15 protein-coding genes are annotated in these 16212 nt (G+C 29.2%); all 15 read right to left on the reverse strand.

Annotation, left to right across the window (positions count from 1 at the left end; all coding sequences use genetic code 11):
* Positions 1-86: 86 nt before the first annotated feature.
* Entirely contained in the window at positions 87-434 is a 348-nt protein-coding gene (locus Q428_RS14915) for a rhodanese-like domain-containing protein (protein WP_084478250.1), read from the reverse strand.
* Positions 435-1341: 907 nt separating this feature from the next.
* The gene (locus Q428_RS08965) at positions 1342-1824 is read right to left on the reverse strand and encodes a hypothetical protein (protein WP_152539104.1); all 483 of its coding nucleotides are present in this window, start codon (positions 1822-1824) and stop codon (positions 1342-1344) included.
* Positions 1817-1987 (reverse strand): hypothetical protein, encoded by a 171-nt coding sequence (locus Q428_RS15430; RefSeq protein ID WP_161633613.1) that lies wholly within the window; start codon positions 1985-1987, stop codon positions 1817-1819. The genes Q428_RS08965 and Q428_RS15430 overlap by 8 nt, the downstream gene beginning before the upstream one ends.
* A 643-nt stretch (positions 1988-2630) precedes the next feature.
* On the reverse strand, positions 2631-3329 hold the full coding sequence (locus Q428_RS08970) for a hypothetical protein (protein WP_035380192.1): 699 nt from the start codon (positions 3327-3329) through the stop codon (positions 2631-2633).
* A 411-nt stretch (positions 3330-3740) separates the two neighbouring features.
* Positions 3741-3938, reverse strand: a complete 198-nt coding sequence (locus tag Q428_RS15785) for a hypothetical protein (RefSeq protein WP_152539105.1) — start codon at positions 3936-3938, stop codon at positions 3741-3743.
* An 82-nt stretch (positions 3939-4020) separates the two neighbouring features.
* On the reverse strand, positions 4021-4875 hold the full coding sequence (locus Q428_RS08975) for a GNAT family N-acetyltransferase (RefSeq protein ID WP_201769270.1): 855 nt from the start codon (positions 4873-4875) through the stop codon (positions 4021-4023).
* Positions 4876-5019: 144 nt separating this feature from the next.
* Complete coding sequence (locus tag Q428_RS08980) at positions 5020-6033, reverse strand: permease (protein WP_035380196.1); 1014 nt, start codon at positions 6031-6033, stop codon at positions 5020-5022.
* A 70-nt stretch (positions 6034-6103) separates the two neighbouring features.
* Positions 6104-6634 carry a MarR family winged helix-turn-helix transcriptional regulator gene (locus Q428_RS08985; protein ID WP_201769271.1) on the reverse strand — a complete coding sequence of 177 codons (531 nt, stop codon included), beginning with the start codon at positions 6632-6634 and terminating at the stop codon, positions 6104-6106.
* A 275-nt stretch (positions 6635-6909) separates the two neighbouring features.
* A complete protein-coding gene (locus tag Q428_RS08990) occupies positions 6910-8070 on the reverse strand; it encodes a DUF362 domain-containing protein (protein ID WP_051515077.1) in 1161 nt (386 codons plus the stop codon).
* A 324-nt stretch (positions 8071-8394) separates the two neighbouring features.
* Complete coding sequence (locus Q428_RS09000) at positions 8395-8919, reverse strand: GNAT family N-acetyltransferase (RefSeq protein WP_051515078.1); 525 nt, start codon at positions 8917-8919, stop codon at positions 8395-8397.
* Positions 8920-9269: 350 nt separating this feature from the next.
* Positions 9270-11534 (reverse strand): DUF262 domain-containing protein, encoded by a 2265-nt coding sequence (locus Q428_RS09005; RefSeq protein WP_035380200.1) that lies wholly within the window; start codon positions 11532-11534, stop codon positions 9270-9272.
* The gene (locus tag Q428_RS14535; RefSeq protein WP_051515079.1) at positions 11521-12447 is read right to left on the reverse strand and encodes a DUF1524 domain-containing protein; all 927 of its coding nucleotides are present in this window, start codon (positions 12445-12447) and stop codon (positions 11521-11523) included. Before Q428_RS14535 ends, Q428_RS09005 begins: the two co-directional genes overlap by 14 nt.
* A 50-nt stretch (positions 12448-12497) precedes the next feature.
* The gene (locus tag Q428_RS14540; protein ID WP_051515080.1) at positions 12498-13205 is read right to left on the reverse strand and encodes a DUF262 domain-containing protein; all 708 of its coding nucleotides are present in this window, start codon (positions 13203-13205) and stop codon (positions 12498-12500) included.
* 762 nt (positions 13206-13967) lie between these two features.
* A complete protein-coding gene (locus Q428_RS09015) occupies positions 13968-15380 on the reverse strand; it encodes a hypothetical protein (RefSeq protein WP_035380202.1) in 1413 nt (470 codons plus the stop codon).
* A 104-nt stretch (positions 15381-15484) separates the two neighbouring features.
* A complete protein-coding gene (locus Q428_RS09020; RefSeq protein ID WP_207639971.1) occupies positions 15485-15856 on the reverse strand; it encodes a hypothetical protein in 372 nt (123 codons plus the stop codon).
* Positions 15857-16212: the final 356 nt, after the last annotated feature.

Here is a 16212-nt window from a genome sequence, read left to right on the forward strand (position 1 = left end):
AAATTTAACATCTTTTATAGTCTGAGGTAAAATCTCATTTATATATTTTCTATATCCCTTATATCCACTTGAAAGTTTTACTGCATTTATACCAAGGAGGATAGAAGTGATACTATGCTACTGCTTCTCATCCCTCCCCTTGCACAATAAAATATTAGTTGGTCATATTTTTTATCCAAATCAGAGACCTCTTTAAAAATCATTGGAAGCCTTTTAGATGTTGCCTTGATACCAAGATATTTTGCCTTTTCAACGCTCTCATTAACATAAACAGTCCCAATTTTCTTTCTATCCTCATCATTAAACAAAGGAATGTTTATGGAGTTTGGAATATGCTCTTGTCTGTATTCTCCCTCACTCCTAACATCTATCAAAACATAACTTCCATGTATTTTATTTTTGTCTATTTCCTCGTAGTTTAATATCTTTATCATTTGAATCCCTCTTGTTTCTTCCAGTATATGCCACTGGTTATTGTTAATTGTTGCTATTAAATTATATCTACACTTTATGTATCATCAAACAGTTTTTCAATTCCATTATATTTATTTGCTACATAAAAGCACATTCTGTTCTGGCTTTTCTTATCTATGATGCCGCCTTTTTGCTGCCATTTTAACAAATTCCAGCTCACCTTACATTTTCATATAGTCTTCCAAGCGCTCTGGGTTTAAATTCATGGACGGAAGTGTGTTTTAAATGGTTCCCTTATCATTTCCAATATACTTTCAGCAGATTTATCTTAACTTGATAAATAGTAACGGTAAAGCCTGTTGTATTGTTTAGTGAAACAAGCATATCCTCTGTAAATATTATAATCATTAAAATATTTATCTGCAAAATAAAAATAAGTATTCCTGAAAATATTCAAAAAATAAGCGTGGTTTATTTCCACCCTTTTAAACTATATCCAATTAAAATGACTTATCACTATTGAGACGGTATAATTTGCTGGATGTATATGAAAAAGAATTTATACTATCCTATAAATGCAGCTAACTATCGATTTGGTTCTGAATTGTCGGAGGATTTTTCTATCTTTTCGTACAGGTAATATATTCTTTTGAATAAGAGCTTTAGCATTAAGCAAAGTTATTACATACCCACATTTGCCAGTCCAATAGCATATTTAAGTTACTTATAAATTAATAAAAAAAATGCCTTACTATAACGTTAAACTGGATAGCAAGGCTGTTTTCAAATTCCTTTATTAGTTAAAGCTGTTAGTAAATCTATTTAAGACTAAAGCATGATCTGATTAGCCATAATCCATTTCAATAAAAGTAAATCCCTTAGGTTGAAAAATCAACACCATTGTAAATGTCAGGTATTTTACTTAAATTAAACTTTTTCTAATAATTTGTTAATAAGGCTTCTATCATTAACCAACTGTTCAATTTGCTTCTGCTGAACTGCTAGTGTATGCATCATTTCATGCAATATTTTACGGTGTTCTTCAAATTCATGATGTATGTCTGAAATTATATTTGTGTTTTCTACAAACAGATTTTCTATTTTTATGTAAATATCATTTAAGCGTTCTTCTAACCGTGTCATTGTAACTCTTTCTTCTTCCTTTATGGGACTAGATTCAGCTCGATTGCCTGCTAAACCCCTGACTTTTCTCCACTTCCATTCAGAAGCATTCACATTAGCTTCTTTATTAGTTTCAATTCTACCGTCACCTAAATATCTGTATTTTAACATTACTTGGTTAGTTTTTTCATCAAACCATCTTTCTAATATTTCAAATTTTCCTCCACCGTTTTCATGGAAGCTTCCTATTGCGAACTTCTTGCTTTCTTTTAATCCCATGTTACACACTCCACTCCATGATTCTACTTCTTAGGATAGCTTCTTGTTTTCTGAGTTCCTCTAACTGTTGACGAATTTTAGCATCCTCTTTAACCTCTAATACTGTTTCAGCTAAATCTATAGCTTGTCTAACCTCAACTAATTCCATCCTTAAATCATCTAATTTTTCCATAATTCGTCCTCCAAACTTAATCTTTTGTCAAGATTATACTAAAAATTAAGATTAGAGTAAACAATTAAAGGGCAGGGAATTAAAACCATGTAATTAAATCTTTAATACATTTTTATACTTCACATATTAATTTACAAAGGTTATACAATAATTTTTGTCTTTCTTCTATTTCCTGTTTCCCAAAATTGTTATATGGTTTGAAATCCAAATTATTCTTAGCACAGAACTTTTTAAAATCAGGATTTGTCTTATACAACTATCAGTTAATGTTTTCGCAAAAATAGTTCCAATACATGAATAAGTTACTAATTTTTCAGTAAATAATTCATCATTTGAAGAACAATTATCACTGCTTTTAAGCAACAGTAATCCTAATTATTTCAAGTTCCTAAATCATTTCTTATGTTCATTTTTCACTTTCTTGATATATTAAAAAGGGATTTGTTATAGGTAATTTACCTAAAACAGCATATCTAAATATACTTCCTGCAGCTTTTCATTATAAAGCTGTCATTCTGTAATACCAATGTCTCTATATCAATTAGTTTTACTATTTCCTGCCCCTCTCAATAATTTCTATTGTATCCAAGAAAGCAACTCATGTATAGTCTACTGGAAATTGTTCTTGGTTTTTTCCAAAATCTCATGGTTTTATTTTACCACTTACAAATACCCCCCTATAACCTATATATCCCGCTAAAAGATATGCAATTGTCTTTGGTATCATCAATAAACCTATCATAGGGTTTATATTATTAAAAAGTATTACAGGTATATAGCAGGCGTAAGATATAAAAATCATTATACTTATCCATCTAAAGGTTATATCTTTAGTTTTTTCAGCATCAATATACATTAAAAAAGCAACACTTAAACCCTGAACTGTAAGAGGTATATTTCTAATAAGAGACCAAATATTAGGCTGGTTTAAACTTGACCAATTATTTTGAGGTAAAAATAAAATAATTATTCTTATAATACCTAAAGCTATTAAAAAATAATGAAATATTCCAAACTCCTTGTTAAATCTATATTTCCAAACATAAAGAAAAACAATATAAAATAATGTTACAGTAATTGCTGTTGCTAAGGCACCATATCCAACTAATGCTGAATACTTTTCTACTCCCCCCAACATATATGCATATGCTCTAAATCCAACGTGTCCTGTATCTCCAACAGCAAGTAAAAAGAATGCTAAAAGTAAATGTTCACCCACTTTTTGCTGTTTATATTGTAATTTTTCTTTATTTAATTTCATTTTTATAACCATTAGCCATATTAAGAATAAATAAGTAATATTAAATATTATCTCTGTCATACCTCTTAGTTTCTCTGACATAAAAACCCCCCTTAAAAATTTTAATTTATATTTTATGAATAATATGTATAGCATATTTGCCCCATTGATATCTGTAGGTGAATCACCGGAATTCGATTTTACAGTCCACTAAAATATTGATTGCCTTCAGTATCTTTTTTATTGACCTAGTTAAACGATAAGCCATCATAAAAGATTTTTGATTTAAGTTTAGCTTTTTAAAATCTCAATATTAATCATAATTTTTTTATTATAATTCATATATATGTTCGTTTATTCTTAATATACCTTATAAAATTGGTTCTGCGCTATAGTAACATTATCACGAATATACCTATTTATTTTATCTAAATCTTTAGTATATGTAAGTTCATAAAACATTGCCTTTAAATGTAAAAGTTTCTCATGTTCATTCATTTTACTTCACTTGTCTCAAAAGAAAAGAGCCAAAAGGCTCCGACTATAATCAACAAATACAGATGATGTAACATCTCCAGCATATTTACTATCCAAAACAAACTCTGCACAAGGAAAATTAACTACTTGTGTACTTGCCCCAATTTTTACATTTAGAAAGGTTAAGACTATACAATTTAAGTTTACCACCATGAAAGGTAATTTCCTTATCATATCTGAAGCTAAGTTTTTTAAGTATATGATTTGACGGAGCGTTTTCAACATATGCCATTGCTATAATATGGTAGCTTGTTATTTATAGATATAAAAACATTTCATATTGTGATATTTTATCTTTCATAAAACCAACCTTCTTTAAAAAGCCTTCCAAAAGACTATTATTAGGAAAACTAATAAATAACTTTGATAAGCTTAATTCTTTAACAGCAAAACTAATTACAGATGATGCAATACCTTTGCATCTATAATCGTTTTCAACCCAAATAAAGCTAATTTTACCTAAATTATTAATGCATAAAACACCTATTAATAAACTATTACCTTTTGTATAAGCTGCAAAATATGTGTTGTTATTAGAATTTTTTATATATTCAATATCATTTTGCCAATTAATGTGAACTCCTTTTATTGTCTTGTAAAAATTTTCAAACTCAGAATAATCAATTTGCTTAATTAAAATTGCTTCGTTTACTTTTTTACTTAGCTTTGATACATCTTCTAATCTAAAATAAGATAGATTATATACCTTTTCATACCCCTGTTTTTTATAGAAATTTATTGCTCTATCGTTTCCTGCTATTACTTCTAAAAATAATTGTTTACAGCCATTCAGTATAGCTTGTTCTTTATGAATTTCGAATAATTTTTGTGCTACTCCCATTTTCCTATATTCAGGACGGACAGCTAATGCACCACATCTCATGGTTTTGACTCCATCAAATTCTTTTATACCGCCCAGAATAACCCCTATTGGCTTTTTACCATCATATGCAACAAATGTATTATCTAAACTATTACCTTCCGGTCCAAAAAATCTATCTTTAAAATCATCCTTTATCAAACTAAATTTTATAATATAATCTGAAAATCCTGAAGTAAAAGCTTCATAAATATCATCGAAAACAACATTCAAACCACATTTGTATTCCATAATAAAAATCCTCCTATTTTTAAAGATTTATTTTAACATTCTATAACTTTAATATTTCTATCATATCTTTATTTTCCTGCAATTCTTATAAATTTACAATATTTTTTGGAAATTCCCTTATGTTTTTGGATAAATACTGTATTGCTACTTCACTATCAATTGAAATATATATCCTGCAATTATGCCACCAATATAAACCGTCCCTATATAAAATAAAATGGCCCTCTTTTTTAGGAATGTTGATATACCCGCTATTACTGGAACTCCTGTAGCTTTACCTGTTATTATAAATGCCAGAACAACACCCTGTCCTGCACCTGAATTTATTAAAGATTTTAAAAGTGGAATAGCTGATGAGTCATTTAAATATAGAGGAAGTCCAATTGTTGCTGCAAGCGGTATTGAGTAAGCTTTGTCAGCACTAAACAATGCCATTATCCAGCTTTGAGGTATTACTATTTCAACCATTCTTCCTATTGCTATAAAAATAATGAAGTAAAACAATATCTTCTTAACTCCAATATTAACAAATTCCTTAGCTAACTTATCAATCTTATATTTCTTTATAAAAACCTCATTTAATTGAACAGCCTTTTGAGTTTTACAACATACCTTATTGTTAACTGTATTCCTTTTGATTTTCATTGAATCTATTTTTTTAATAACTACTTTTTTATTATTTGTGCAGCAACTCTCACTTTTGCCTGAAACTAATCTAAACTGATCTTTAAAAAAATTTGTTTTCTTTTCCATAAAATTAGCTAAAAACCCCGCTATTGTTCCCAGTGCTATTGAAGATATTAGCACTGCAGTAGCGAACTTGCTTCCGAAAAAAGCAGTTTCAAACATATATTCAGATGGGCTTGTTAATGGTGATGAAATTAAAAACGCCATAATAGAACCCCAAGGCATTGCTGAAACAAACATTGATAATAAAACTGCCATAGTCCCACATGCACATAAAGGGGTTAGTGCTCCAATGGCAACAGTCCCTGGTATTGACACTACCGTTTTGTTTGTAAGCAAATTATTAAGTTTACTAGAATCTACATATACACTTGTTCCAACAGCCAGAATAATTCCAATTAATAAAATATACCAGTCTGAACTTAGGTAATGCCATATGCTTTGTATTATTTGAATTATGATGGTTAACATAAAAATCTCTCCTTTAAATTATATTTGTATATAGCATAATTTGTATGATACAAAATTTTGATTAAAAAAATTAACAGCAATTGGGGTTAGCTTTTTCAAACGCTTTTAGTAAAACAGAAACAGCATTTAGGACTTCATCTATTCTACCTGTCGGTATATTAGAAATTATTTTCTTATAATACTCATTAACTGAATCATTCAACATATTAGCTACCTCTTTTCCTCTATCTGTTAGCATAACTAAGACTTTTCTCCTATCCTCTTCGTCTTTATCTCTTTTTATTAGACCATCTCTAACTAGTTTATCTATAATTCTTGTCATTGTACTTGAATCTAAATTCATCTTATCACTTAGCTCATTCATTGTTAATCTGTCTGCTTTTAAAATTTCTATTAAAGAATAACACTGCGAGCTTGTAAAACCATATATTTTAATCTGATCTCTTTCAAATAGTTGAAATACCCTCACAAGCTTTTGGACCATTTCACCCACTTCATCAACACAGCAGTTATCGCTAATTACAATTTCGCTTTTCCCATCAACACATCTATTACCATCTTTTTGTATTTCGATAGAGGATTCTTGACTTAATCTAATCATTTTATCTTCATTCATTTTATCACCTCTTTAATTTAATTGTATGATACAAATATATTAAAGTCAATACAATTTTTGTTAAAATTTCAACTGTCATTTTATTTGTCTACTGGAACATGAAACAAACAAAGAAAAAAGGGTTAAATTGCCCCAAACCGCTGTTTTACAAGCTGTTTTCTCTTTTTCAACGCAACGCACTCAGCGTGAGTTTTGTCAGTAGATTAATACTTATACGCATTGAAGTAGAATTTGAGTATCAGAATCCTAAAGTATAAACCTTATTTATAATTTCCTTTATACAATTTTGTCATTATTCCTGCAATAGGGTTTACTCTTTTAAGTTCAACTGCCTTATAACTGCAAAGTTCATGGCAGCACATACATTCAATGCACTTAGAATAATTAATATTTTTGGTTGTTTTATCAATTGCATGCATAGGACAACTTTCTACACAAGTATTACATTTTACGCATTTTTTTAAATTAATTTTGGGCTTAGTCTTTAAAAAATTAATAACTTTAATTACTGCATTATAATTACTTTTCTTTTTTGAATTAAATCGTTTTGGAATTTTATAATTTTTAAGTAGTGGCAACGAGGAGTAGTCTCCGCAAATCTCAATATTATCTTTATTTGACTCTCCAAGTTTTCTTTCTATAGCGGCTTGAAGTATTGGAATATCTTTTATAACTAATCCAATCATATTTATTGCCACAGTATCAAGCGCCAATGGATCCGTACTAATAAGTATTTTATTTGCGTTATATATACTTCCGGCAGTAGGGCCTTCACCTTCCATTGCGGTAATTCCATCCATAATATGAAGCCCTATTTTTACAGTTTGGTGTATATCAACTAATACATTGCCAAATTCCTTTGGATTTGGGGCAGCCTTATGATATTCAGCTTTTCTTAGTCCTTGAATGCACCCAAAAACATTTTTTACTGCACCAGTATAAATACAGCCAGAGTGAGTTTTGAGTTTTGGAACATTAATTATAAAATCTGCATCAAAAAGAGGTTTTGCTAAGTAAAGTCTATCAATAGCATAGTGTCCAGTCCCTGTATCAACTGTACCTTCTTTATCAAAGTTCTTAATTTCTGCTTTTTCTTCTTCTGCAACTTTTTTCAAACCGGATATTTCAAAGCTTTTTGTTGTTGGAGCTATACCTGCAATTGCTCCGCCGGCGCTATCACCTATCCACACCGTACAACCTCTTTGTTTTAAAATTCTTATAAGAGCTCTTACAAATTCACAATGAGTAACTGCTGCAGACTCAGGAAGTTTAGGTCCAATTAAATTTACTTTAAGTAGCACCTTCATTCCAGGCTTAACAAAAATATCCCAGCCCCCAAGAAGTTCAATTCCACTATTTATTTTTTCAATAACCTTTTCTAAATCATAACTTTCGCATTCTTTAACCACTACTTTGACCATACTTCTACCCCCATATGAATTAAAAAATATTATTCTAAATTAAGAGTACCATAAAAATATTAATTAAAAAATACATGTATTCAAATTTATGTAAAATTTTCCTTAAACTATATTGTACCATAGTAGGGTTATATAACGTTCTAAACCATTAGCATTCCATGTAAACCCAATTTTATATAGTGGTTCCAATCCTTTGACAACACATTGAATTGTGCCATCCTATTCACCCATAGACCCATGCTTAAATGTAAAGCTGTTGTTTTCGATTTTTTACCTTTATTTAAAAACCAGTCTTTTTTGAAGCAATATCTATGTACACAACTACTAATAACCATTTGGTAGGTTAAAACTATACAATTTTAGTCTACCACCATGCAAGGTAATTTCCTTATCATACCAAAAGCCAAGTTTTTTAAGTATGTGATTTGATGCAGCGTTTCCACTGTATGCCATCGCAATTATTTTTGTCCAGTTATAGTGTAATGACGCATATTCAATTGCCGCCTTTGCTGCTTCAGTTGCAAATCCTTTACCCCAATAATTTTCGTCAAAAGCATACAAAAGTTCAACTTCTCCATACTCTTCAACGGTCATATATCCGCAATGACCAATAATTTTCCCAGAGCTTTTCTCAATAACAGCCCAAACACCGTACCCATTCTCGCTCCACAGTTTCTTGAACTTTTCCATTATACCAAGCACCTCAGCGGAAGTTTTGTTTTTTCTATTGCCAAGATATTGTGTAACATTAGGATTTGTCATTATTGATATATATTGATTAATGTCATCATCCTGAAATTGACGCATAACAAGTCTTTTTGTATTTATATAAATATTATCCATCTCCATCTCACAAACCTCCCATAATATAAATAATATGACATCTAAATCGCTCTGTTGTGTATTTACATTAGAGAAAAGCAAATGTCCGTTAAAAGTGAATAAATGCCCTTTTCCAAGGGCACTATTGAAATAACATTCATTTTTATTAAATTGTAATAAAGGATTGCATGCCAAACTCCAGCTTGCAAATCTACATAAATATTTTTATAGAAAGATATTTACAGAGAAAATTTCATATAGCCATTCAAATATTGTATTAAAAAAAATTATTTTATTAATGAAATTTATATTTTAATTATAAATGCATTTTATACTTATTTAGGATTTACAATTCTTAATTCTATAGCTTCATAGCTCTAATTCATTAATTTTATAAAATCAATAGCCATTTCAACTCTATCCTTATCATCAGTTTCTTTTAACCAGTACTCATTTTTAGAACTATCAATTAAATTTATTAAATTAAATTCCTTATTGTTGTTCTTTGAAATATAATTTTCAGGAAACCTTACTTTCCAACCTTCTTTTAAGCAATCCAAAATTACATTGTTTTTCAATCTCAATGGACTAAGATCCCCATATATACCATAACAATCATTAATATTGCAAATGTTTGAATCTGCAATTTTTAAAGCTACCACCTTTACATATGGATTTATATGATACGCCAATAGTGAATTTCCATTTAATTTTCTCAGTTCAAATTCATTTAACCATGCATAAAGATTTTTATTATTATTAACAAACCCACTATATTTTATAAAGTAATATCTCCAATCTCTTTTTGCATTATTTAAATAATTATTTACCATAATCTCTAATTTTTCTTTTGAAGTAACTCCCTTTATGTTAATATATTCCTTTATAAATTTCTTTAGTATTTCTTTTATACGTTGCGATTCACTTGTAGTTCTTGTAAGTATTATATTCCATTCTCCATCTCCTCCAAAGTATTTTCTTGGACCAAGTTGACTATAGCCTATAATAACAGAATAATCTCCTATTGATAGTAATGCCTTGGTGATAATTGAACTTTCATTGGACCAAATTTCAGTTATAACCGAATCCAAATCTATTTCCGGAAATTCTTCAATTATTTCTAATATATTATCAATACACCCCTTAAATAATAGGTTGTCTTCTAATTTATGAATTTTTTCTTTAATGCCAATATTTTTTTCAATTAATATAGCTTTTTTTATTTCTGACTCTACAGAATCTTTACTAAATCCAGGCATATTAAATCCTTTTTCTGTTAATATTTTATATACATTTTTATTTTGTATTAACAATTCAGTAATATCTTTTAATTGTCTTTTCATGAAGTCAAAACGCAAATTGCTTGTATATCTAGTATTGATTGTTTGTCGTACTCTAATTAACAAGTTTCGAATAACCCTCAAGTATTCCACTAAATCCACACTGTAGCTATACTGATTTAAATAAATACAACGTTTAATCATTGAATATAATAGTATTTTTTCTGCTATTCCAAAAGAATCACCTGATAAACACCGTTTCCATAGATTACTTTTACCATCAAAAATAACCACCTTATCTTTCATATATTTTTCTGAAAAGATACTATTAATAAATTCATCAGGTTCCATTGAAATTTTTATCCAAAAATCAAGCGAAGCTATCAAAAATTCAATATTTTCTTTTCTGCTATATACAGATTTTATCAGTTCATAATTAACTTCAGGGGTATTATTTTCATTATATAAAAATGGATTTGTTGTTGGTAGTATATCTTGACTCTCAACATATAGCATTTCAGTAATAAAATATATATAACGCATAAAAGGATTATCAATAGCATTATCTTCATTATACTTCCAAAAAACATCTGCCCAGCTATTATCTATCTTTGTAGAAAAATCAAAAAGCTTTTCTGGCAACAAATCACCCACTATTTGATTAAATTTTGCTTTAAAGTTTTCAAAATCCGTTAAAGCTTTACCTCTGGCATTCATTTTTATATACAAGTTATCATTTAACCCAAAATTTTCAAGTTCCAAAAATCTAAATGTAACTAAAGGATTTGAGTCAATATTACGTATCAATTTTTCAAAGCATCCTTCAGCATCTTTAAAATTGAGATGAATATCATCAAGCATTGTCAACATTGCTTTTACAGTTGGATCTTTTATCCATGACATATAAAACCAATAAGCATCTTTTATCAAATCAGATATTTTTACATTTTCTTTACTTGAATCAAATTTAACACCTTTTTCTACAAGAGAATGGCAAAAATCTCGTGAACTTATTCTAGTTTCATATGTAAATCTTGAAAGTATATTCTTTATATCATTAATCTTATTTTCCTTGGTAGCAAGATACCAATGTAATAAAAAAAGTGTGGTTAATCTCTGTTGCCCATCTAATGGCAATAATACTTTTATTCCTTCTCTATCATCTACAGAACCATATACAAAATCAAAATCCAGTATATATTTTTCATTAACTAATGCATTGTAAATATTTTCAAGAAATTCCTTTCTTATTTCTGGTATATTATCAACATTTCTACCTTGAGCATAGTCCCTCTGTATAATTGGTATTTCTATTTTATACTCATTTATTAGCTTCCAAAATGTATACTTAGTTGTTTGCATCGCTGCTCACCTCTGATTGAATTGGTAAATATTTTTGTAAAGTATATATAATTTCATCATAATAATCCTTCCTATCTTCAGGACCCCAAAAATGCAAGTGTGATGCATTTTTACTATAATACTTTAAAAACACATTTCTTGTACATGGTGGAATAAAATACCCATTTTTATCCATTTCTATGATAATATCACGTTTTACATCAAAAAATGAGTTGCTTAGTCTGCTGTTTATATCTCGATCTATCAATGTAAGATTATTAATTAAATGCATATCATCACTTAATTGATCTTTAAAACAACTTTGAACCTCTTCAAATAACTTGTTAAATACCTCAGCATTTATATTAATTTCATTAATAGATTTCATTTTTTCAATTAAATCTTTATATTTACTTACATTAATCCTCTCTAAGCTCTTAATATGATCTTCTATCCACGCCATCCATTGCCTAACTGTGCTTAAACCATCAGCATTCTGAGCATGAATATGTTCTATACTCCATTTCCCTTTTTTATATAAATTAAAAGAAAATCGATAGCTATGTGATTTCATTCTGAGTATTGTTTCTATATTAAAAAGCAAAAGAACTTTTTTAATTTCATTTGAATTATTTTCATAATCCAATTCAGAAATTTTATAATTTACATGTTGTCTAATTTTTTTATTGATATATTCTCTGAACTCCTTCTTACTTTTACCTTCAGCTTCATCCTTCAGCTGCTCAATTCTTTCTCCACAAGTCACAAGATAACCTATAAGATGAAATAATTCCCTATCATTAAACCAATCTTCAAATGTCAAAAAATAAGCTTTTACTTCATCCCAAATTTCTTCAACACTATGTTCTTCCAATTTTTTATTAAAATACCTAAAAGTAAAAAACTCATCATCTTTAGAAGTTTTCTTTGACATTGCATTAAATATATATTCTATTCTTGTTGGAATATCATTAAATTCTTTATTTATAAAACTCCAAAACTCATCGTTCTGAAGGTATATTCAATTCTATCCCACTCACTTGCTATTTCTATTTGTTTCAACCTAAAAGTATCATTGCTACTATTGTTAAAGTTTGATTTTCGTAAAAATAATGCTTTTATAAGTTCTGCATTGGTTAGTTGAATTTTTCCAATATTAAGTCTTGTAAAAATATTTATTGGGTTAGAACCATCATTAACTTCATACCAAATTATTTTTGTAAGCTTACCTAACGCAATGCTAAATTCGTCCTTAATTGTATATTCTGATTCAACATTCTCCTTATATTCAAACCATTCTCTTATGGTTTTATATGCTTGTCCTATAAAATAATAATCAATATTGGAAGTATCTGATTCATCAATGTTTTGTAAAAACTCTTTACTTTTCGGTCTTGTCTCAAATTCTATCTCATATCTTTTTCTTCCTAAATAATATAGAATAAGATAAATTGTAGTTAATCTTTGTTGCCCATCAATTACCTCCCATTTATCTTCTTTTTTAGTTACCACTACAGGCTGCAGACAATAGAATTCATCTTTTTTTCTTTCTTGTTGAGAAAATTCCCAAATATCATCAAGTAGTTCTGTCACTTGACGCTTTTCCCATCTATACCCCCTCTGATATGAAGGTATAAAAAATTTTTCTTTTATAATTTCATTAATTGATAATAGCTTAATATCATTCTCCATTTATAATCCCACCTACTTATTAAAAGAAATATAATTATATCTGTTGTTAATATTATTTATTAGTTTAATTTATAAATTTTGTTTATTTTAAAATACTTATTTTCCATATTATCTGGCTGCTTTAATTGTTTTATACTCTCCTCTACTTATGCCACCAATACTGCTGCTCTACTATCACCTGATTCACACATCTTTTTATTTTACTTTATTCCATATATTTTCTATACCTTCCTAAAAATATTCGGAGGGTATCTTAAACAAATAAAGGCTCTAATATTTTTCAAGTTATCCCTACTGAACGTTTCGTTCACCCCTTACAAATTCTAGCTCCTTTAGTAAAAAATTATTTAAAGTTATAAGGACTCGGTGTTTCACCGACCCCTTAGTTTTTTCCATCTTACAAAAATAATTAAATTATTTAGTGAATAAAACGATGGTTCCTGCCACCTAAAGGTGAGAACATATTTTACCCCTATACCAAGAAAACCTTAATACACCTAACCTAAAATTCAATTTGGGATTTTTAAACCCATTCATACCACAATTGGTTGTAAAAATAAAATGTAGGTCTTGATACCCTAATTTACATTAACTTTAATATAATTATTTCTACATTAATGCTCATTTCCCTTCAAATTTGTTCAAAAAATAAGAGAGGACAGGCATTCTAATCGAATACCCGCCCCAACAATTGACAAAGATCCCTTTTAAAATCCAGTAGGGTAAAACCAATTAATTTCTGATGCAATTTGAAAAATAACTTTACGGCAAAAGAGTACGAAGTTTTCCTTTTTCATCGTATCCAAGTGTCTTTCCTTTTAAATAGCGTAATAATATCCTCGTATCGACTTTATTTTCAATGTCAATTTTCTCAATGAGAGAATACAATTGTCCCCATGTCATGTGATAATAAAATATTCCTAAACCAATATGAATACAATCATTTACACGCTTTACCAAATCATCATCTAAACCATCTTGTGTTATTGAAACCACTACTAAATTTATTTTATTTAACTGTTCCCGCAAAGTCTCTCCCAACAAGAAATACCTCATAAGTTCATAACCGATTCCATCACTACCTGCTACATGTTCAAGACTTCTTTTGAATATACCTTTTTTATCATTATAATAAGCAGGAATTTGCGAAGGAACAGGTGTTACAGAGGTTGAATCAAGCTTTGCTTCAATAATTACTATCATATTCTCAAATACCAATATTATGTCCGGTTCAGATCCATATGAACAATTTTCCCCAATCGAACTCCTTGCTTCTTTTAAGTCTTCCCATTCTGCCATTTTTTCTATATCGACAGACCAATATATTACTTTTTCTACAGAACCCCATGAGAAAAGAGTAGATTTTTCAGCTATGTTATCCTCAAAAATTTTGTTAAATAACTTCTCTCGCTCTAAGAAACGGAATACATTCCAAACCAAAGAATCTTCATCTCTTTCTCTGCCCATTCTGCTCCATGTGCGCTTTCCCGACTTTGAAATTCTAAGTGCTGTTTCTTTATCTTCAGGCCATATTAACGATGTAGTAGGTTCTTCATATTCGAAAGTTGAAGGCGATATATAAATTCCGTGTCTTGGACATAAGTAACTGGATAATTTGTCCTTGCTGCTATTGAGATTTAATCCGTCTGCAGTCATTCGGGGAGCATCAAAGTCACATCCTATCACAGGGCAACTGACATTTTCGTCTGTTATTATTCTTTCAGGTTTAAGTGTCCATCTGTCAGGCATAAGCGGACTTTTGCTTTCAGCTCGCCTTTCAAACAAGGCATAATATGAAACCGTGCCTGGGCCCACTTCATCTTTCGTAAATGCATCTATCGGAATCAAAGCTACAAGATTAAAACCAATAGAATTTTCATGTTCTATCAGCCTATTGAGCTCATTTTCAAGAGAAGTCTTTATAGAGCGATAACCTATTTGCCATGCATGGAATAATGATCCTTTCGAAGCATTATTTAGCCAAAAAAGGCAATTATCAGTGTAGACACCATAATTTCGTATATATATCGCACCGCCTCCTACCTTCATCTGAGTAGCATGACCCCCGTAGCAGTAGCCGTCAGATGCAGCAGTAGTCAATATATGTGCAGTTTTCTCGGGAGAAGGCATTGAAATATTCAACTTTATTAGCTTTTGTCTTAATATATCACTCATTTAAACTTTCCCCTTTTTATTAAACTTTCATGCTTTTAAAGCATTATCTTTTAAATTCTTTTAAGGTATTATGAAAAAGCAAATAGCTACTCCACTTAAATTACCTAATAATTTTGTTTTTGACTATTTAATAATAAAACACCTATAATTGAATCGGTTAAAGCTAAACCAACATTGACAATTGAAATTAACTTAAAATTATTTAGTAATTGTAGAAAATCTTGTTTTGAATATTCCCCATTTATTATATAATCTTTTATAAATGGATACTCTACAATTAAAAATTTTACATTGTAATATTCATTTTGTTGATACAGACTTTGCAAATAACTCCATCTTAAATCAGCATATATAGCAATTGTTGCTTCAATTATTCCCAATAATAAAATTATTACTGCTATATATGCTATTTTGTTTAAATCACTTTCATAATTCATACATAATCGCTTATATAATAAATAAATTATACTAGTCATAATTATTAGGGAAAAACCTGTTATCATAAAACAACCCCTACCAATAAAATAACTCTTATTTACCTTATTCTATACACCCACCTATTTTCCTTCTTTTGGCGATAATTTTTCTATCAGATTCCCCTCGCCTCCAAGTCTATTTGCACTACAAAGCAAAAAAGCCCTGATTTCTCAAGGCTTCTATCTATCGTATCATTGTGTTGTTCAATTCTAATGAAACATTTTATAAATCCAATACCTGTTGGTCTTTTTGTTGTGCAATTTTTTTAGAAAATACTCTATACAACCCAACCTATCTATCTAAAATCTCTCTCATGTTTATGTTATTCTAAAAATACCCCAGTACAATAATTGAT

It is taken from the genome of Fervidicella metallireducens AeB, assembly GCF_000601455.1.
Lineage (GTDB): Bacteria > Bacillota > Clostridia > Clostridiales > Caloramatoraceae > Fervidicella > Fervidicella metallireducens.